Here is a 20,228-nt window from a genome sequence, read left to right as displayed (position 1 = left end):
TTCAGTATAAATCGTATCTATTAATCTTATCTATTAATGGTATGATTGGACTAGAAACCCCTATAGCCTAGGCGGTGCTTTACCTGTAACCTTAGTTATAGTACTACTTATTAGTCAAGTGTCTCTCACCACAGATATCTATTATAACTCAACCAGTCCAGCCATCGCCAGGACTGCTAACGGCACCCGTAACTTGGTTTTTGAAGAATTAGCCGAAGTGAGTCCGATGGCTCAAACTGTTTCTCTAGTGTTCATCAATCCCCAAGAGCCTAGTTATGAGCCTAGTTATTCTTATTTCCAAGAAGTCCAGTTTAACAATCCCATAAATCTGGAAAATGTGGTCAGACCGACAGTCAATTTTCTTGAAAACCCTCAATCTACCCTACCTGTCGAGAATCTCGTTATTGGTGTTGTCCTAATTTCCATCTTCTCTTTCATATTTATGAAGAGTTCTTGAAAGCTGAAAACCCCCGTGCTTGGCGCGGGGAAAAAAGCGACAACTCGATAGTTGACTTGGTCATAGTTGATCTTGATTTAATCTACACCATTGACGCAACGGTTTTTTGATTGACCCTCAACCGTCCACAAACCAGTGCGATCGCATTTCCCTATTCCCTCTTCTGACTTCCCGACTCCCGACTCCCGACTCCCGACTCCCTATTCCCTAATAATCCTGAAGCAACGGTTTTCCCTTGTGCTGCTGCTATGGAGTTCCCCTCCATCATCGCTACAACAATTGAGCCTTGCACAAGCAGTAAAAACTGTCGAGCCAATAATTCAGGATCAGTAATGCCTGTAGCTTGAGCCAGATCGAGAATATAGGCATAAACCGCTTGTTGGTGCTCCAAAGCCGCCTGATAACCTGGGTGATTGGGCTTGGCCAACTCTACAGTAGCGTTAATGAAAGCACAGCCGCGAAAATCTGGAGCCTCAAACCATAATTGAAGCACATCAAAGATTGCTAATAGACGCTCTTTGGGATCTGAACTATGTTGGGCAACAGTTTCTATAAACCAGGCACGCCAGCTCTCGCCCCGCTGTCGTAGGAATGCTTCAATCAGAGCATCCTTCGATTTGAAGTGGTTGTAAAGTGACATCTTGGCCACACCAGACTCGGAAATGATGCGATCAATCCCCACATTCTGAATACCCTCTTTGTAAAAGAGCTCAGAGGCTTTCTCTAAAATGCGATCGCGAACTGGTTTACGAGATGAAGTCAATTTGGTCATGGTTACTGAATCAGATTTGAATAGACAAGTCTGTCTAGTTTAGGCTAACACTTTCCCCTCCTCAGTGTCCTGTGACTATCGGGCACTGCTTAACAAAACTTTACAAAAAAATCAGCGGAAAATCCTTGACTTTATACAGACCTGTCTATTAACCTAAAAATAGACAGACCGGTCTACATAAATGCAGCTTACATAAATAACGGTCTAGATAAATAAGGGGATTTCTGATGGCACGACAATTTACCAATATTGCTTTTACCCCTGGAGTCAAAAACGCTCAAACCCGCTACGGCTCTCGGGAAATTTATGACCAATTCGCCAAACGAGGCATCAGCACAGATACTCTGACTGCTAAAGAAACAGAATTTATCGCTGCACGGGATAGTTTCTATATGGGTACGGTCAACAGTAACGGTTGGCCTTACATCCAGTTTCGTGGAGGGCCCAAAGGATTCCTCAAAGTTCTGGATGATAAAACCTTGGGTTTTGTGGATTTTCAAGGAAATCTGCAATACATCAGTGTCGGTAACTTGTCTGAAAGCGATCGCGTTTTTCTATTTTTGATGGATTACGCTCACCGTCGCCGATTAAAGATTTGGGGAAGGGCTCAAGTTATTGATAACGACCCACAACTGCTCAATCAATTAGCCGATCCTAATTATCAGGCGGAATTGGGACGAGTATTCATAATTAAAGTTGAGGCATTTGACTGGAATTGTCCCCAACATATCCCGATTCGTTATTCAGAAGAAGAATTTGCCCAAATGAAAGCTTCCCTAGAAGCTCGCATTCAAGAGTTAGAGAAACAACTAGCTCAACTTTCTCCCTAAAATTGAAGCTCTCCTCATCTAGTTTGAACTGTAAAAACTAAATCAATTATCACCAAGGAACGTAATCATCATGACTAACCTAAACACCACAATGCACAAAACTATTGAGATTGTTCGCGTAGCGTGGCCTTTTGGCCATGGACTTGATATTTTCTATCGGGAAGCTGGCTCCAAAAACGCCCCTACCATCCTCTTGTTACATGGATTTCCTACTTCCTCCCACATGTTCCGAAATCTAATTCCCGCCCTTGCAGACGAATTCCACCTGATTGCCCCAGATTATCCTGGTTTTGGTGCCAGTTCCATGCCGAAGGTTGATGAATTTGAATATAGCTTTGATAAATTGGCAGATATCGTCGAAAAGTTGACGATTAAATTGGATTTACAACAATACTTTCTCTATGTGATGGACTATGGCGCACCAGTAGGTTACCGTCTAGCTAGCAAATATCCCAACAAAGTGCTAGGGCGTGTCTTCAAACTCGGAGATCCCCCGTTGGTCCCCCTTAAAAAAGGGGGACTTTGAGTATGGCTCCCCCCTTTTTTAAGGGGGGCTGGGGGGGATCATAATCTTGCCGAAAACTTTGAAAACACGCCCTAGGGCTGATTGTGCAGAATGGTAATGCCTATGAAGAAGGTTTGCGAGAGTTTTGGGAACCACTCAAGGCTTACTGGCAGGACAAAACTCCTGAAAATGCTCAAGTTCTAGCGGATTTTCTAACCCTCGAATCGACTAAGTGGCAATACACTAATGGAGTGCGCAATCCAGAAACCATTGCTCCAGACAATTGGTTCCACGACCAATATTTGCTCGACCGTCCTGGCAACAAAGAAATTCAATTGGAACTGTTTTACAGCTATGGTACTAACCCGAGTCTCTACCCACAATGGCAGGAATATTTCCGTCAGTTTCAACCTCCAACCCTAATTGTTTGGGGCAAAGGTGACTACATCTTTCCCGAAGAAGGAGCCCATCCCTACAAGCGGGATCTCAAAAACCTCGAATTCCATATCCTAGATACCGGTCATTTTGCCCTTGAGGAAGATCTAGAGTTGATTGCTAATTACATTCGCAACTTTGTTCGTTCTAATTCCCCTAAGTAGTCAGGAAAATTAGTCCATAATTAGGTATAATGACAGTATAAGTAGTCGGACAAAAATTGTTAGCTCTGTCTAAAGTTTTGTCAACATTGGCAAAACTTTAGACAGAGCTAACAATTAGTCTTAGTTATTTCCCACTACTTAGCTGTCATGAGGTGTAAACCGATAAGAATCGTTGAACTAAATTGGAGGTAAATAGTATGGCCACTCAAACTGTTATTATTACAGGTGGCGCAACTGGCATAGGCTATGCAATTGCTGAAGGGTTTCTGAACACTGGGGCAAATGTAATGATCAATGGCAGAACTCTCTCAAAGCTTGAAAGTGCAGCCCAAAAGCTGAATCAGCCTGATCGCATCCAGATTATAGCAGGGGACATTACTGATCCTACATTCGCTCCTAAAATGGTTACTGAGACCGTTGCCAAGTTTGGTAGAGTTGATGTTTTGATTAATAATGCAGGCATCTTTGCCGTCAAGAACTTCACTGATTACACAATTGACGAGCTCTCACGGTACCTGGGATATGTAAGGGGTACTTTTGCACTAACCCAGGAAACCGTCAAACAGATGAGAAAGCAGGGGGATGGCGGCGCGGTCGTCAACATCAGTACAATACTTGCATTTAATGGGATTAAGGCTTTGCCGTCTTCTGCACCGATTATGGCGAAGGCTGCTATCACAGCAATGGTAAAAAACTTATCTGTGGAGCTAGCAGCAGACAAGATTCGGATTAATGCTGTAGCCCCTGGCATTGTTCTTACACCATTGCTGGGGGAAGTGAACCAAGAAACTGTGGATGATTTGAATCAGCAGCAGCCTCTTGGCAGAGTTGGCACACCGAAAGATATTGCTGATGCAGTGCTGTATCTGGCTAATGCCAATTGGGTTACCGGCGTGATTCTTCCTGTGGATGGTGGGGTTGATGCTGGTGGTGATGGTACTAGCAATCTCAAGCAATAATTAGAGATTCCAACAATAAACATAATGTCAGGAGGTTGCCATGCAGATTCATGCAGATTTAAGTCAACGAGTTGTTGTCTATAGCGAAGAGCTACCTTGGGTTGATTCTCCTATGGCCGGTGTACAGCGTCGGATGTTGGAAAGGGATGGAGAGGAAGTAGCTAGAGCAACCTCTCTGGTTCGCTATGAAACTGGTAGTTTCTTTTCTGCTCATACTCATGGTGGTGGTGAAGAATTTCTAGTTTTAGATGGCATATTTTCTGATGAAAAAGGAGATTATCCCTCTGGTACTTATGTCCGCAATCCCGTAGGTTCAAGCCATACTCCTAAAAGTGAATCAGGTTGTACGATTCTGGTGAAACTATGGCAAATGTCTCCTGACGATCAAGAGCGAGTAGTAATCGATACAACTAATAATTCTTGGGTTCCAGGTTTAGTTAAAGGATTACAGGTAATGCCCTTACATACTCATAGTACAGAAAATGTTGCTCTAGTTAAATGGGAACCTGGAACTATTTTTAAACACCATAGTCATTTTGGTGGAGAAGAAATTTATGTGATTGAAGGGGTGTTTGAAGATGAACATGGAACTTATCCTAAAGGAACTTGGATACGCAATCCTGATGGCAGTACTCATACTCCCTTTAGTCAAGAAGGCTGTTTAATTTACGTTAAAACAGGACATCTTAATTAATTTCAAATTTCATTTGAATAGTTTAAGTATTCAGCTATCAGCTTTCAGCTATCAGCTTTCAGCTTTCAGCTATTAGCTATCAGTTATCAGCTTTCAGCTATCAGTTATCAGCTATTAGCTATCAGTTATCAGCTTTCAGCTTTCAGCTAAAGGCTGAAGGCTGACGCCTGAATGCTTACCTTTCAGCTTTTGAATCAAATAGGTAAGCATTGGCTTAATCTCTGTTATATCAGCTGACTGCTGAGCACTGACCGCTGACCACTGACCGCTGATCGCTGAATGCTTACGATAGATTTTATTCCAACCCACTACAGAGGTAATATCATGAAACTCAAAAAACAAAATCTTCAAGAATCCACTGACAAAATTTACGACACCATTATTGTGGGAGGTGGCGCAGGAGGTCTTTCTGCGGGAATCTATCTCCAGCGTTACTTACTCAATACGTTGATTATCGATAAAGGCAAAGCCCGCTCTTTTTGGATGCAGGAACTCCACAATTACCTGGGTTTACCTCCCGATACCCCTGGTCGTTCTGTTCTTAGACAAGGTAAAGAGCATTATTTGTCTATCGGTGGTGATATACTAGATGCTTTTGTCGAAGAAGTAATTGATGAGGGTGAGACGTTTGCTGTACGAGTAAAAGTCGGTCGAAACAATAGTGAAAACTATACCTTTCGAGCTAAATACCTGATTGCTGCTAGTGGCATTATTGACTATCTACCAGCCTTGGAAAATATGCGAAATGTCTATGACTACGCAGGTTATAACCTCCATGTCTGTCTGATTTGTGATGGATATGAAATGGCTGATAAAAAGGTGGGGGTATTTGCTAGCACGGCAGGTAATGCGGAAGTAGTTTTTCCTCTGGGTTGGTTTACTTCTGAAATTACTTTATTTACCCAAGGATTGTTCGAGGTAAATGATGAATTGCGACAAAAAATACAACAACAGGGTTATGAAATCATAGAAACCCCAGTTGAGCAATTTTTAGGGGAAGACCATCAGATGACTGGAGTAGAATTAACGGATGGTGGAGTAATTGAGTTGGAAGCTGGCTTGATTTCCATGGGTTCCAAATACCATGCCGAATATCTAGACACATTTGATTTGGAGAAGAAGGGAGGGAATCTGGTTACAGATAAAATGGCCCGCACTTCCCATCCTCGGATCTTTGCCATTGGTGATTTAAAGGTAGGACTGAATCAGGTTGTCATTGCTGCTGCCGATGGAGCATTAGCAGCTACTCAGATTTGGCGCGACATCCGTCGTAGTCAACCTCCTAAAGCTTCTAATACTGGCGTTGCTGATTATGCGTATGGTTTTGCCCCCCTAGCCCCCCAATTCTGGGGGGAACAAAACTATCAAAGTCCCCCAGAATTGGGGGATTTAGGGGGCTTCAATCAAACCAAATGATCGCGCATTCATTCCTTAATTCAGCAACGCCCTAATACTGATAGGGTTTTGCGGTGATCAGGTTTTAGCAGCTCCAGACCGTGAATGTCTGAGTTTGAGCCAATTTTTCCTTTCCTTCCCCTGCTATATTGTGTTGATGCAGTCGCTTATGAGGAGCGACTGCATTGCTTTTGGAAGTGGTACAGTAAGTTGTACATTAGTTAGATGCCAATGGAAATTCTCAGTGCCAGCGAAGCTAGAGCCAATTTGTTGTGTCCGTTTACCTAACCCATGTCAGGCTCAATACTGCTGACCCAATCCTAATCTGATGGCTGGCTTTTTGGTTAGAGTTTGCCAATCCCTGCTTAGCCTGCTCAGCTTGTTTTAGTTTTGTTATTAACTCATCTAACTTCAGTGCTGGTTGTCGTAGATAAGAAACCATATCATCATGCATCAATTGATAGCGTTCAGCCACACTATCCGGTACCTTAACTACCAACTCCGACTCTACTATAATCCTTAATACCAACTCTAATTTATCAGCTTCTGTTCCTAAATGATTCGCTAACTCAGCTTTAGTCTTCAGGGGACGATTGCCTGTTTCATCTGTTAGTAAATATAGCACCAGTTCCGCCACCTGCTGATTCTCTGGTCCACAATCTTCCACTACTCCAGTCAAATACCGCGCCATCAATCCTTGCTTTGAACCCCGTTCCCAATAGTGTTCCAGGGTAGTAATACTCTCCGCCTGCAATTGCGCTCCTACTATCTGCAATTCCATCGGACGTACTTCCGATAATTCCCCAGCTAAATCCTGTACCAATTCTTCAATCAAAGCTGGTTCTAGGTCAAAAGATGATTGTTTAGTTACTTGCTCAATCACCGACTTAGCATCATCTCGGGAAAAATTACCTAAAGGATAGCGCACATGTTTACTTAATATGTCATTGCCAATAATTTCCATACTGGCCATGGGATTAGGGCTACCCGACCATGGTGCCCGTTCGCACTCCAGTAAATAATGGAGATAATCCTCCCGCATCGACAGAATCACCTTAACTGACGGACTAGTAACACACTCTTCTAGGAATTCAAAAAATTGCCGTCGCTGAGCTTTATCCAGGTAAACAAAGAAAAAGTCTTCAAACTGGTCAAAAATCAGTACTGTCCGCAAATTGTGCTGTTCATTTTGCCGCAATTGCTGTATAATAATATCTGGGCTTTGTAGAGATGTTCCATGCAATGTCTCTATATTTATTCCGGTTAATGCCTCTACCAATAACCGTCCCAATTCTTCTACCCAATTGCTATAGACTGCCATCACTACAGGCAACACATCTTCTGTACCAATTACAGTCTGTTTCAACCCTGGTACTAATCCCCCATTCACCAGAGAACTCTTGCCCACCCCTGATTCTCCATGAATCACAATTAGCCTGTAATCATTGCTTCCAATCCGTTCAATCAATCGATTGACATCCTGCTGTCGCCCAGACTGGGCAATTTCTAGCGCTATAGTTTCTGGATTTTCCTCCTCTAGGGGGGCAAGGCGTTGCGCTCCAATCAAATTTGTTGGCAAACCCACCAACTTTATCTGTTGTCGTGGCTGTAATCCACCAGCACCAATAAACCCTCCCCAACCATACTGTTGCGCTAACGATTGTTGATATTGCTTAAGTTGGAAAGCTTGGAGATACTGCCCCTGCTGGAAATAAAGCGATTTCCCTAACCGACCGCTACGCGATCGCAATCCCTGCAAAATCCGAGTGTAAAACCGAGGATTATCCTCAGGTGCAATAACCCTTGCCTGTTCTAGATGTTGGAGTGCAGCTTCAGCTTCACCTAGCCGTTGCTCAGATTGAGCTAACAGTAGTAGATACAGACTGGTTTGAAGTGAGTGCATGGTCTGGAGTGCATTGTCCTGAATGCTGACTCCTGAGTTAAGAGATGGTTTTGTGCCCTGTGTTTCCTGTGTTTCCTGTGTTTCCTCTGTGCCCTGTTCTGCAACACCAGAGGAAACTGTCGCTATCGTATCTAATGCTTTCTGAGCATTTTGCTTAGCCTCTTGCCAACGAGATTGGTTAACAGCGACTTCTGCTAAAAATCCGTAAGCTTGGGCTTTTAGTGGTGCCAGACCTTGCGCCCCTAATAGGATTTGGCGTTGCTGTAACCCTAGGGCATTGTGAGCCAAGTGATACAAATCATCCCAATCCTCCAGACGTAGGATCACCTCACCTAGTTGATTGATCAACTTAGTGATTAAATCATGACGATTCAACTGCTCAAACCGATCAAGACACTGCTGGAATAATCCTCTAGCATCATTCCAATAGAGACAGTTTTCTGGTTCCCGAGACTTTTCCCCCTGCTGGAAATAACACAACCCAATGTAAAACAGGACGATTCCCTGACGCTCCAGGAATTGCTGATCAGAAACGGTAATCTCATTTACCGTAGTATCACTTCCGTTTTCTAAGTTATTTATATCCTCTAAGTTATCTAGATATTCTAAGTTATTTAGATCTTCTAAATTATCTAGATCGTCTAAGTTATTTATATCGTCTAAATTACCTAGATATTCTAGATCTTCTAAATTAGATGAAGAAACATTCTTCCCACTCTCCCCATCTCCTGATCTCCTGATCTCGTGATCTACCCATCTCTCAGTCTCCCTTGGCGCTGGTTGCCAAAATGCCAAACTTTGCTCATAGTGAGTTACTGCACTACCCAACTGATAGTTAGCATAAGCCTCTTGACCGCGAAGGAATTCTATACTAGCTTTGAGAGCAGGTTCGAGGGTTTCACCGCGATGCTGTAAATCCTTCAGAGCAGCATCAATTTCCCCGTGACATAGAATACCTATATCAGTAGGGACAAAGTATGCTATACTATTTGATTTTACAATATAGTCAAAGATAGCATCAGTAGTCTCTTTGAGTTCAGTAATTAAGGTTTCTGTTGCGTTCGCGTAGCGGTTCCCAAGGAACATCGCAAATTCTATCCGTGTCCCCAAACTCTCGAAATCTGGAGCAAACTGGATCAGTTGCTGCTGAACGTCATCTGTAATCCATAACACCAAGGGGAAAGGAAGATTTTTCTGAAACTCTTCGAGCACTTGATTAGTCACACTCAGCATCTGTGCTAGATTCTGCACCGATTCTAAGCCCAACACCATCACAGCACTAGGGCGTTCTTCTGCCAGTATTGACCGAATGGTGTCATAGAGCACGTTGTCCGATGGCTTAAGGGTTACGGTATTAATGTCAACCGAGCAGAGTGTTGGTAATTGCGCTACCAAACGGAAACGCACCCTGATATAATTGCAGCGGGCTAAAATCAGCTTGAACTGTCCCTGAGAGGCTTCTACTGCCGACGCCAGTTTTTTCAGGGCATGCTGATTTTCAGTTGCGATCGCATTAGATTTGTCCATCGACCAATGTAGGGTCTTCCCGCCATTCAAGTAGCCATCTCAACCCTTAACTCTAACATCCAAACTCCAAAAAGGGACGCCAAGGGCGAACCACCGTCAACCACCGATTGCTAGGATAACTGTTGCAAAGCCAGTCACACTCAGACGGTCTTCGTTATAGAAGGCAGTACGTACTACTAAATCGAGATAAACTCTAGGGCGTAATTCCCCTCGCCAACTAATCGAGTCACCCCGTTGGCGGTAAGGAGACTCTCCGGTCGGTAATCCACCCAACTGCGCACCTTGTTCAGTTTTGCCGGTATAACTCAAAGTGGTTCCAGGAATTGTTTCTCCCTGCTTGACTCGGTATAAAACTGGAACCTTGTAAACCACTAGACTGGGGTTTGTTTTGTCCGGTACCTGCGGTACCCAACCAGGTTTAGAAGATACCCCATCTACCGTTAGACTAACACTACCACCAGCTTGTAGGCGTTCCTCACTATAAACTAATACCCGTTGGTTCAGGCCCATTTCGACTCCCCTCAGAGGGCTTCCAGTCCAGTCTAGAGAGTCACCACTGCGCTTGAATGCCCGTTGTCCATTGATCAACACTTCAGCAGTTTTCTCCTCCGTCCTACTGATGTACCGAATATCAGTCCCTGGTATCAATGAACCAGCTTTCACCTCCTGCCTTACTGGTCCTTTGTAGACCAAGGTAGAGTTTGACCGAGGCTGCCGTTCCAGTAGACTGCAACTAGTCGTGGTAGGGACAACAGCCAACAGCACCGCTGTGGCAATTAGTAAACGTTTAAGCAAACTGAGTGCTGAGTTTTGAGTGCTCAGTCCATTCTCTTGAGTGCATTTTCCGGCGTTGCTGAATAATGGAATGATTTTAAGAGTTTTGTAGAATGGGCATCTTGGTGGAACTGGCATCTTGCCAGTTTCAAGAGATTTTCGCGCGGGCAGGATGCCCACTCTACTCCTATTCATTACTTGATTCAGCAACGCCCATTGTCCTGAGTGGTAAGAAGTGCTCAAGACTGAATAACCTAGTCTATGGTCAGCTCTTGCAGTGTAGGATCTGTTTTCCAAGTCAGGTTTCATGTTTAGCCTCTTTTACATCCAAGCTTGCCCCCCGATCGTCGGTGAGTATTGGGGGATACCCTTTTGCTTGTCTTAATTCCTACTATAGCGATTACCAAAACCTATCTGGCTTGGTTAACATCAAATTGGTCACCGTTTCCGCAGTGAGGGCTTCACCAAATAAGAATCCTTGTCCATATTCACAGCCTAAATCTTGCAAAATATCCTTTTGTTCTTGGGTTTCTATACCCTCAGCAATTACCTGAATTTTTAGTTTTTTAGCTAGATTTACAATCGCTTCTACCGTATCAAAATTTTTACCATTTTTTGTAAATCCTTGGCTAATAAAAGAACGAGCAATTTTAATGATATCAATTGGCAAATCATTTAGATAGGAAAACGATGAGTATCCGGTGCCAAAATCATCGATACACAATTTTATATTTCTGTCTTTGAGTTTATGCAAGATAGTGCTATCAACTGAGGCATTATCTACCAACACACTCTCAGTAATTTCCAGCTTCAAGTTCGCCCCACTCAATTCTAACGTGGTGCAGATTTGGTCAATCTGGTCAATCAGCTGGGGTTGGTTGAGTTGAATACCAGACAGATTCACACTGATACTCAAAGAAGAATAATCAGGAAACTGGTCTTGCCAAAGGCTTAACTGTTTGCAGGCTTCCCGTAAAATCCATTCACCAAGGGGGATAATTAGTCCTGTTTCTTCTGCTACCGGAATAAACTCACTAGGACTAACCTTGATGCGAGTGCGGTGCTGCCACCTGGCCAAGGCTTCAAAACCAATAGTTTTGCCGGTTGTCAGGGACACTATTGGTTGATAATTCAGATGCAATGTTTCGTATTTAATTGCCTGTTGTAAGTCGGTTTCTAACTGTAGTCGCTCAATAGCTCTCTTTTGCATACTAGGATGAAAAACTTCTGAGGCTCCTTTCCCCTCTAATTTGGCATAATACATCGCCGTATCTGCCCCTCGCAGCAAATCTTTCGGTTGCTCATACCCCATGGTACTCAGGACAATACCAATGTAGCAATTAGAAGACACAACTCGCCCATTGAGATCGAATGGGATGGAAATCTCCTGATGGATACGCTCAGCTGTCTCTTTCACCTGAGCTAAGTCTTGGATATTCGAGAGCAAAATCGCAAATTTATTCTCTCCCATCCGTGCCAATATATCCTGATCACCGATGCATTCCTGTAAGCGTTGAGCAGTAGCAACTAGGAGTTGTTCACTGAGTAGATCACCTAGACTGTATTGGATAATTCCGTAGCGACTGAGAGTCAGAGATAGCACAGCAAATACATTATCCTTCTGAGTGTTTCCAACAATTGGTTCATCCCAGCAAAGAGTTGGTATAATCGGGTATGCCATCGGTAGACATTTGCGATTGTGAGTTGGCTGTACTGGCTTAAACCACTGGCGCAGGTAGTATAAAAACAATGTCCGATTAGGCAAACCGGTTAATTCGTCATAAAACGTCAGGTCTTGTAACCTCTTGATTGCCTTCCGGTAATTTTTGCGCACCTTTGCTTCTCTTAACTCCCGCTCCACCGCCGGAACTAATCGTGCTAACTGGTGTTTAAGTAAATAGTCATGGGCTCCCGCTTTCATAGCAGCGATTGCCATATTTTCCTTAATCGAGCCGGAGACGATAATAAACGGTAAGTCTAACCCTTTTTTTTGTAAGAGTAGTAAGGCACCAATGGCGCTAAACTTAGGCATGAAGTAATCAGCAATCACAAGATCCCACCCCTTATTATCTAAGGCTTCGTTCATTGCTCCTGGTGCTTCCACTCGTTCATAAATTGCTTCGTAGCCACCATTTTTTAGTTCAACCACCAGCAACTCAGCATCATCTTCTGAGTCTTCGACAATCAAAATTCGCAGTGGTTTATTCATTGATATGTCCTATCTATTGTTCAATAAGTTTCTACTTGATTAGAAAGCTTTTGGATTATGATATTACTAATCTCATCATCTACACATTTATGGCTAATTTTTAACTCAAATCGATGTCATTACCTGAATTGGCTGGTTTTGAGGAGTATACAGAATACATAATTCAGAAATCAGGATAATAATTTAGCAAGGTTAGTGGTAGTATCAATAACGATTAGTGGATTACCAAGCAAATTTATATTAAAAATTCCTGGATGGAAAATCAATTATTATGACTACTGATTCCTGACTACTGACTCCTCAATTGCCGGATAGTTGGTTATGTCGAACTCAGGTAAGTTTAGGTTTAATCCCAACCGATAAATGGCTTCTCCTAAAGTCTCCTTAGACTAGAACTTGGTTAACACCTAGTGCTTTGTAGTGCGGATTATCCTTGAAATCTTTGCTTTGCAAAGTTGACCATAGCTAACCTTAATACTCTTGTATTCTCGGCGTTTCTGAATCAAGTAATGAATAGGAGTAGAGTGGGCATCCTGCCCGCCCGACAATATATTGAAACTGGCAAGATGCCAGTTCCACACAAGATGCCCATTCCACAGGTGCGACCCGTGGCGAATTTAATTCGCCAAGTAAGAGCGCACCTAAGCAAGATGCCCATTCCACAGGTGCGACCCAAGGCCGCGAGGGATTGCTCGCGGCCTTGGAGGCGCGCACCTACTATTAAAATCATTACATTATTAAGCAACGCCGTCTTTGGGACCAACTCGGTACATGTCATAAGCATCAAAGTAAGTGTAATACTCACAGTTTTCAAAATAAGTCTGTCTTACTGCCTACCAAGCCTGCTTGTACAGGTTGTTGGCTTGTTCACACCAGAAAACAAGTAGGTCATTAGTTTCATCTGGTATGTTCCCAGACAATAATCCAGATAATAATATTTTCTTTGTCCCGTATTGCACTAGTTATATCACCTCCTAATCACAAAGAAAGTAGACCAGGGGTGTGCATCCCCTAACTTGTTTTCACCCCCCGCGTCAAGCAGGGGGGCAAACAAGCTGCGATTTCTGTAAATTCAATTCCTAACAGCTTAAATTGCCTAAGCGCCATAATTACCAAAGCCATCTTAAAGCCTGTATTATCATAAAAATGAAACACATGGCTGCCATTTTGTCATTTTTATGTTTGCACACAGATCATCAATTGTAATTTAACTATTGCTAATCATTAGATCAGTAGTGATTGCAATAGTTTTTAGGTAAGCATTCAGCTATCAGTTATCACCTATCAGCTAATGGGCTACGGGCACGCTACTGTTCGCGCAGCGTGCCCGTAGCGCAATCGGTGCTATCAGCTATCAGCCAAAGGCCAGGCTACGGGAATGGCCACGCTACTGTTCGCGCAGCGTGCCCGTAGCGCAATCGGTGCTTTTGAATAAAATAAGCTGACCACTGACCACTGACGGCTGACGGCTGACGGCTGACGGCTGACGGCTGAATGCTTACGTTTTTAGGTGTGGAGGAGACCAAGCAATGGTGTTATTATAGCGAATAATTTTTGAAGGGTGGAAGGGTAAAATAAAACGTTGCTCCTTGTTCAATTGCACTTTTAGCCCAGACTCTGCCACCATGTCGGTGAATAATACGCTTTACAGTAGCGAGTCCAATGCCATTGCCAGTAAACTCGGCTTCGTTGTGCAAGCGTACAAAAGGGATAAATAATCTGTCAGCGTCAGCCAGATCAAAGCCAGCTCCATCATCCCGGACAAAATAGGCGATCGCTTCATCACTAGTTTGCTCTTGCCCCCCTGTCTGAGGTGCGGACAATGGGCAAACTCCAAATTCAATCCTGGCTTGGGGATGATGGGATGTGTATTTCCAGGCGTTGTGGAGTAGATTCTGTAAAACAATCCGGAGCAACGTACTATCTCCATAAGCCTGAATTCCTTTGGCAATGACCCATTCCACGCTCCGTTCAGGTTGGGTTTGTGTGAGTTCTAACCTAATTTCAGCAACCATCTTGCTCAAATCAACCTGCTGGTAGTGCATCGGGTCACCGCTAACTCTCGAAAGCTCTAGCAAATCCTCAATGAGTTTCCACATATGCTGACTGTTAGCAGATATACGTTGGAGATAGTGTTGTCCTTTGAGATCCAACTGGTGATGATAGTCCTTTGATAGAACCTTAATAAAACTCTTAATCCTTCGTAGTGGAGCGCTTAACTCGTGGGATACTGAATAGGCAAATGCTTCTAGTTCCTGATTTGTGGCTTCTAGTTGAGCCGTGGGCTGATTAACTCCGTCTACCAGCTGTTGATTAGTAGCCAACATTGTTGCTGGTTCTAGCACTTGCAGCAAACTATTTTCTGTAATGATACCTGTCGGTCGTCCACTATCCTCTACAACTGGTAGATGACGAATCCGATGTTGGCGCAATCGAGACAGTAGCTTGACTATATTCTCGACATTCTCGACTTCAGTGGCTGGTAGTGTAATTAATTCTGTGGTCATCACGTCAGCGATCGCTAGTCCAGAAAGCCCAATCCCTTCGACTATGACCTTTAGCAAATCTCGCTCAGTAAAAATGCCTACTAATGACAGTTGCGACTGGACGAGTACGTAACTAGAGTCGAACTGGATCATGCGGGCAATTGCCTCTGTTACTAGAGTTTCGGGAGATACAATCAGAGGATCCCTATTAATTGCTGCGTCTAGGTTCAAATACATCGGGTAAGAGTGTAGCACAAATTTCAACAATCTAGCAGTAGGAATTGGTGAAATTATAGCGATTGTGATTAAACAAATTCATTCCAAAATGGCGAAAAATTTCAATTTAACTAGTCAAGATAGAGGGAAATTTTTATTTTTACCTCTCCCTCTTACCCTTTCACCATAATTTTAACCAACTGCACCAGTAAATTAATAAGCAAATTAATACGATGTCAGCATTCAGCATATGCGCATTCGCGCACGCTACGCGAACAGAATTCAGCCATTCCTAATCAGCCCTTAGCTACAAGCAATCTTGAATCAACCAACCTTTAAGAAAGAACATTCTCGCCCGAATACTTATGTACTCCCATCATCTACTCCCATCCAGACCCAAATACCTAAGTTTGGGTCGATGCTTTAGCTGACTCCTGAGCAGCTGAGCCCTGAAGGCTTACCGTTTAGCTCCAATTGACCAGGTTTTTTGTTGATCCTTGACTGTTCACTGCTGACAGTAAACGTCATCTAGTATTTCCAAATAAATCATGAAACCCAATGCTGATTTGTCATAACAAGTAAGCATAATGCCGTCAGCCTAATGCCGTCAGCCTTGTGGCACAGGCTTTGGCCTTGGCCTTTTGGCCTTTTGGCCACGCTACGCGAACGGCCACGCGTGCGCGTTTGGCCACGCTGTGCGAACGACGCTGTGAGGTAACTCAGCATTATTCCAATGCTTACTTGTTTTATTCCAAAGCTGTTCGCGTAGCGTGCGCGTAGCGCATTAGCTGATAGCTGATAGCTGATAGCTGATAGCTGATAGCTGATAGCTGATAGCTGATAGCTGATAGCTGAATGCTTACCATAACACCAAAAAAATACTTGGAGCTCTTTCCTACTGTTACCTACCCCCCTTATTAAGGTTAGGGGGGATTCCTGTACCCTTTTTCAATCAATCCTAGTTTCTATCAAATGGGTTCTATAGACTGTGAACAGTCAACAACCAGACTATTACGTTTATTTTTACCGTCCCACTTACTCGATCACGAAACTGCTATTCTATTATGGATTTCTTGAACAAGACTTCCCTGGCTAGGTAGTGATTAGTTATTAGTCCAGTATTAGTCCATTGTCGTCAACAATAAGTCTTCTGGTCTTTAGCAATGACTAATTACCAAAGACCAAAGACCAAAGACTAATGACTAATGATTAATGACTAATCATTAATAGACTAATGCTATAGCCAACGACTAGCAATTGGCATCCGCCAGCCAGTACCAAAGGCGCGGTCAGTAACCTTTAAGCCTGGCGGGGCTTGTCGGCGCTTAAATTCAACACGAGCGACTAGTCGGATGATTTTGTGAACCACTTCGGGCTGATGACCTGCATCAATAATTTGCTCCGGGGCTTGGTGCTGCTGGATCAGTCGCTCGAGAATATCATCTAGGATATCGTAAGATGGCAAGGAATCTTGGTCTACTTGACCAGGTTTTAATTCAGCGCTGGGGGGCTTGATTAGAATATTAGCAGGAATAATTTCTGTTTGGCTTAAAGGTTGTTCGCCTTTGGCGTTCGAGTCAGTTAGGTTAGCAGGTTGACGCTGATCAGCTTGAAGCTTAGAAGAGGAGTCTGAAGGTTCAAGATTGAGCGTACTAACCTGCAACTTCTGATTAACCTGGGACTCCTCTGCCCTAGAATTTAGCCACCGACATAGGGAGTAGACCCGGGTTTTGGGAACATCGGCAATTACAGCTAATCCACCATTCATATCACCATAGAGGGTACAGTAACCCACTGCCATCTCTGACTTGTTGCCAGTAGAAAGCAGGAGATAGCCAAATTTATTAGCGATCGCCATCAGTAAGGTGCCCCGAATTCGGGATTGAATATTCTCTTCAGCCACACCGAACTCTGTCCCAGCAAATAGAGAGGTTAAGGTTTGGTCAAACCCTTCCATCAAGGAACCAATGGCTAGGGTGTGAGTCTTAATACCTAGGTTTTGTGCTAAAGAGAGAGCATCTTTGACGGAGTGGTCAGAACTGTAGGGAGAAGGCATGAGAATCCCCAAGACATTCTCTGGTCCTAAGGCGGCGGTGGCAATAGCAGCTACAAGAGCAGAATCAATCCCACCACTCAAACCAATTACTACTTTTTTAAAACCACACTTACGGGTGTAATCTCGGACTCCTAGGACTAAGGCTGACCAAATTTCTTCGTCTAGGCTGGCTGGGGCTGGTGCTATTGCTGCCGATGGTGGAGACTCTATAGTTGTTTCTGGTGGGGTGACCAGATCGTGTGTTTCTCGGTCATATTCCAAAATGACTAAGTCTGTTTCAAAGGCACGGGCGCGACATACCATCTCACCAGCCTGATTAAATGCTACACTACACCCATCAAATATCAGGTCATCATTGCCTCCTAGCTGATTGGCGTAGAGGATAGGTGTATGGTAACGGCTAGCGCTATGGCGCAACATTGCTTCCCGAGTTTTCTGTTTACCCGCGCTATAGGGTGAGGCGGACAAGTTTACCACTAGGTCTACACCCTGTTGAACTAAGTCTGTGATCGGATTGACTTGATAGCTGCGTTTGCCCCAAAACTCTTCATCGTTCCACAAGTCTTCGCAAATGGTAACACCGATTTTAATTGGAGAGTGGGCATTCTGAGTTGTGATTGCTGATGGCTGGTGATCAATGGTGAAGGAATTACTCTCCCGTCCTGGTTCAAAGTAGCGGTTTTCATCGAAAACATCATAGGTGGGCAAGAGTCGCTTGTGAAAAATCTGCCGTACTTTTCCCCCCTCTAGTAGAGCAATGCTGTTATATAAAGGTTTGCCACCAGCAAGCTCTGCTTTGGTATTCGGTGTTACTGTCCCCACCAAAACAGCTAGAGACAATGGTAGCTGCTGAGCTAGTTGTTGCACTTGTGTAGTCATCGACTCTCGAAACTTGGGATTGAGCAGCAAATCTCGTGGTGGATAGCCACACAAGGATAATTCTGGTGTCAGCAACAGACGCACATCCTGACTCGCAGCAGTGTTGGCTACTTCAAGAATCCGTTGAGCGTTGCCTGTAATATCACCAATGGTGGGGTTGAGTTGAGCGATCGCAATCTTCATCATTTTTGATTGTTTTTTATAGTTTAGGCCATCTACTTCACACAATCTTTAGTAATCTGGGTTTGGTTAGTAATTAAATGACAAAATATACAGTTTATATCGTCTTGACCAATCCGGTTTTTTTATCAAACCAAAAACTTGCTTATAATTAGCATTTTTTGTTGATATTTTTACTTCTTAATTAGTTGATAAACTTATTGGCAAATCAACTAAAAAACTTGCTATCAATATTAGTAATTTATGATATCATAAATTACTAATATTGCATAAATGTTGAATTCCAAGAGTTATGTACCTAAAATTAGATACACTACACCTATAACACGCCAGATAGGTTCACGAGAACACCATCTTATCAAACCAATGTACATAGCTAATATTTTCACACATAAAAGCTTGTAAATATCGTAGTTTATCTAATGTTTTTTTACCGAAACATTTTGGAATCACCACTAATTGTAATAAAACATAACCAATTAGACAGCTATATATTTGTATCTCAATTCCATTGATATTTTTTGTGATTAATCTGTCGAGTTTTAGATGCATCTTCAAAAATTTCCAGAATAACTCTATTTGCCAGCGCCAACGATAAAAATCTCCAATATCTTCATTACTTATTTCTGATTCACCTGTTTCTGGTAGGTTAGTCACTAGTCTAAATTCAGTTTTAGTTTCGAGGTCACAAAAGTTGACTACTCTAGCTTCTATTTGATCTTTTCCGGTTCCGATTAGAACCTGCCCATTTGATAACATTTCTAGCTGAAAGTTCTGATTAATTCTTAATACAAAATAACGATTATATTTGGTCTTTAGATTTTTTATCCTCTCCAAGCTCGCAAATCCTCTATCCATTACGCCAACTCCGTTTTCTGGAGTTGATTCTATTGTGTTATCCCCATATTTACTATCATGACCTTGACCAAAATGAATCATTATTCCTCCTGGCTCTGCTGTTAATAAATTTAAGCCACTGAATAATTTTACTTGATTAAAGCCTTGGCTCCATAAAAGCTTGCTTGTTAATGTTACTATGGTCGAATCAATCGGAAATAATGCTAATTTATTCTTCCCTACTTTTGGGCTTTTATGTAGAGCTTTTCTTAATTGAATTAACAAATTATAAAACAACATTGGATTTCTCACTTTGCTCGCCTTAGAGAAAGTCGATATGTCTACATCTATGCCACGTACATTCAAACGCTTAAATAAACTCCTCATACTAGTTTGACTTTGGTCTAATACAAATTCTAACCAGGTTGATACAAATAGCGATGCAGCGCGGTCTTGGGGGTTTCCCCCATGAGCGACTGCATCAAGACAGGAAAGTATTGAGGACTGGATAATCATCAGTAGGTAGTTTTCCTAGGTGTTTTTTGATGATTTGTGGAAAATTTGATATCATTTAAGCAACATTATTATATTTTTATTTGGCCTCTATTTTATCAAATTAGAGGCTATTTGTCTAGTTTTTTAACTATCATTCAACATTTCTGCTAATATTGATAAGTATTTAGGGGTATAAATGTCGATTTTTTTTATTTTTTTTACCGTTGTTTAGATGTTTTAAACTAATAAATAATAATCAGGTGGCAACGAAAGTAAACATAAACGTAAACTCGAACGTAAACCCTAACGCAAACCTAATCCTTGATAGTGTAGATTAAGTTATCATTAATAAATCATGAACGTGGAAGAACTATAAAACCGTTATCGAGAAGAGATTCAAAGTCTAGCTAACCAACTTCAAAATGCAGTTCTCGGACTGTCTCAGACAGAATAAA

Annotated in this window: 14 protein-coding genes and 3 pseudogenes; 7 read left to right on the top strand and 10 right to left on the bottom strand. The window is 42.7% G+C overall.

Annotated features, from left to right (window positions below; translation table 11 throughout):
- The first annotated feature begins 118 nt into the window (after positions 1-118).
- Positions 119-457: a hypothetical protein gene (locus tag LYNGBM3L_RS04065; protein ID WP_008179415.1), complete on the top strand. Its 339-nt coding sequence runs from the start codon at positions 119-121 to the stop codon at positions 455-457.
- Positions 458-608: 151 nt separating this feature from the next.
- Here LYNGBM3L_RS04065 and LYNGBM3L_RS04060 read toward each other — a convergent pair whose 3' ends face one another.
- A complete protein-coding gene (locus tag LYNGBM3L_RS04060) occupies positions 609-1,229 on the bottom strand; it encodes a TetR/AcrR family transcriptional regulator (RefSeq protein ID WP_008179412.1) in 621 nt (206 codons plus the stop codon).
- 227 nt (positions 1,230-1,456) lie between these two features.
- On the opposite strand from LYNGBM3L_RS04060, the gene LYNGBM3L_RS04055 reads away from it, so the two are divergent.
- From LYNGBM3L_RS04055 to LYNGBM3L_RS04035, 5 genes and pseudogenes are all read left to right on the top strand, one after another.
- Complete coding sequence (locus tag LYNGBM3L_RS04055) at positions 1,457-2,059, top strand: pyridoxamine 5'-phosphate oxidase family protein (protein WP_008179410.1); 603 nt, start codon at positions 1,457-1,459, stop codon at positions 2,057-2,059.
- Positions 2,060-2,150: 91 nt separating this feature from the next.
- A pseudogene (locus tag LYNGBM3L_RS04050) lies at positions 2,151-2,522 on the top strand (alpha/beta fold hydrolase); the annotation flags it as partial.
- A gap of 137 nt (positions 2,523-2,659) precedes the next feature.
- Positions 2,660-3,163: pseudogene (locus LYNGBM3L_RS04045) on the top strand (alpha/beta hydrolase); the annotation flags it as partial.
- A 197-nt stretch (positions 3,164-3,360) separates the two neighbouring features.
- The gene (locus LYNGBM3L_RS04040) at positions 3,361-4,122 is read left to right on the top strand and encodes an SDR family NAD(P)-dependent oxidoreductase (RefSeq protein ID WP_008179403.1); all 762 of its coding nucleotides are present in this window, start codon (positions 3,361-3,363) and stop codon (positions 4,120-4,122) included.
- 40 nt (positions 4,123-4,162) lie between these two features.
- Positions 4,163-4,816, top strand: coding sequence for a cupin domain-containing protein (locus LYNGBM3L_RS04035; RefSeq protein WP_008179399.1), 654 nt, complete (start codon positions 4,163-4,165; stop codon positions 4,814-4,816).
- A 135-nt stretch (positions 4,817-4,951) separates the two neighbouring features.
- Here the strand turns inward: LYNGBM3L_RS04035 and LYNGBM3L_RS04030 are convergent, their stop codons facing one another.
- Positions 4,952-5,158, bottom strand: coding sequence for a hypothetical protein (locus LYNGBM3L_RS04030; protein WP_008179396.1), 207 nt, complete (start codon positions 5,156-5,158; stop codon positions 4,952-4,954).
- Between LYNGBM3L_RS04030 and LYNGBM3L_RS04025 the strand changes: the two genes are divergently transcribed.
- The gene (locus LYNGBM3L_RS04025; protein WP_008179394.1) at positions 5,141-6,232 is read left to right on the top strand and encodes an NAD(P)/FAD-dependent oxidoreductase; all 1,092 of its coding nucleotides are present in this window, start codon (positions 5,141-5,143) and stop codon (positions 6,230-6,232) included. The genes LYNGBM3L_RS04030 and LYNGBM3L_RS04025 overlap by 18 nt on opposite strands.
- A gap of 259 nt (positions 6,233-6,491) precedes the next feature.
- Here the strand turns inward: LYNGBM3L_RS04025 and LYNGBM3L_RS04020 are convergent, their stop codons facing one another.
- The 8 genes and pseudogenes from LYNGBM3L_RS04020 to LYNGBM3L_RS03995 form a co-directional block, all read right to left on the bottom strand.
- Positions 6,492-9,641, bottom strand: a complete 3,150-nt coding sequence (locus tag LYNGBM3L_RS04020) for an nSTAND1 domain-containing NTPase (RefSeq protein WP_008179391.1) — start codon at positions 9,639-9,641, stop codon at positions 6,492-6,494.
- A gap of 96 nt (positions 9,642-9,737) precedes the next feature.
- Complete coding sequence (locus tag LYNGBM3L_RS04015; protein ID WP_131826934.1) at positions 9,738-10,658, bottom strand: hypothetical protein; 921 nt, start codon at positions 10,656-10,658, stop codon at positions 9,738-9,740.
- 157 nt (positions 10,659-10,815) lie between these two features.
- Positions 10,816-12,624 carry a GGDEF domain-containing response regulator gene (locus LYNGBM3L_RS04010; RefSeq protein WP_008179388.1) on the bottom strand — a complete coding sequence of 603 codons (1,809 nt, stop codon included), beginning with the start codon at positions 12,622-12,624 and terminating at the stop codon, positions 10,816-10,818.
- A 471-nt stretch (positions 12,625-13,095) separates the two neighbouring features.
- The gene (locus LYNGBM3L_RS39620) at positions 13,096-13,338 is read right to left on the bottom strand and encodes a hypothetical protein (RefSeq protein ID WP_131826933.1); all 243 of its coding nucleotides are present in this window, start codon (positions 13,336-13,338) and stop codon (positions 13,096-13,098) included.
- A gap of 656 nt (positions 13,339-13,994) precedes the next feature.
- Entirely contained in the window at positions 13,995-14,150 is a 156-nt protein-coding gene (locus tag LYNGBM3L_RS42760; protein WP_154659669.1) for a hypothetical protein, read from the bottom strand.
- A 12-nt stretch (positions 14,151-14,162) separates the two neighbouring features.
- A complete protein-coding gene (locus tag LYNGBM3L_RS04005; protein WP_131826932.1) occupies positions 14,163-15,365 on the bottom strand; it encodes a sensor histidine kinase in 1,203 nt (400 codons plus the stop codon).
- A 1,198-nt stretch (positions 15,366-16,563) separates the two neighbouring features.
- Positions 16,564-18,444 (bottom strand): NAD+ synthase, encoded by a 1,881-nt coding sequence (locus LYNGBM3L_RS04000; RefSeq protein WP_008179380.1) that lies wholly within the window; start codon positions 18,442-18,444, stop codon positions 16,564-16,566.
- Positions 18,445-18,780: 336 nt separating this feature from the next.
- Positions 18,781-19,849, bottom strand: a pseudogene (locus LYNGBM3L_RS03995) (IS4 family transposase).
- Positions 19,850-20,228: the final 379 nt, after the last annotated feature.

This window comes from Moorena producens 3L (genome assembly GCF_000211815.1).
Classification (GTDB): domain Bacteria; phylum Cyanobacteriota; class Cyanobacteriia; order Cyanobacteriales; family Coleofasciculaceae; genus Moorena; species Moorena producens.
This window is presented reverse-complemented; position numbering and strand designations above follow the sequence as displayed.

Coding starts and splice junctions, on each gene's coding strand:
- LYNGBM3L_RS04060 (WP_008179412.1), bottom strand. CDS start 1,229: ATGACCAAATTGACTTCATCTCGTAAACCAGTTCGCGATCGCATTTTA.
- LYNGBM3L_RS04055 (WP_008179410.1), top strand. CDS start 1,457: ATGGCACGACAATTTACCAATATTGCTTTTACCCCTGGAGTCAAAAAC.
- LYNGBM3L_RS04040 (WP_008179403.1), top strand. CDS start 3,361: ATGGCCACTCAAACTGTTATTATTACAGGTGGCGCAACTGGCATAGGC.
- LYNGBM3L_RS04035 (WP_008179399.1), top strand. CDS start 4,163: ATGCAGATTCATGCAGATTTAAGTCAACGAGTTGTTGTCTATAGCGAA.
- LYNGBM3L_RS04025 (WP_008179394.1), top strand. CDS start 5,141: ATGAAACTCAAAAAACAAAATCTTCAAGAATCCACTGACAAAATTTAC.
- LYNGBM3L_RS04020 (WP_008179391.1), bottom strand. CDS start 9,641: ATGGACAAATCTAATGCGATCGCAACTGAAAATCAGCATGCCCTGAAA.
- LYNGBM3L_RS04010 (WP_008179388.1), bottom strand. CDS start 12,624: ATGAATAAACCACTGCGAATTTTGATTGTCGAAGACTCAGAAGATGAT.
- LYNGBM3L_RS04000 (WP_008179380.1), bottom strand. CDS start 18,444: ATGAAGATTGCGATCGCTCAACTCAACCCCACCATTGGTGATATTACA.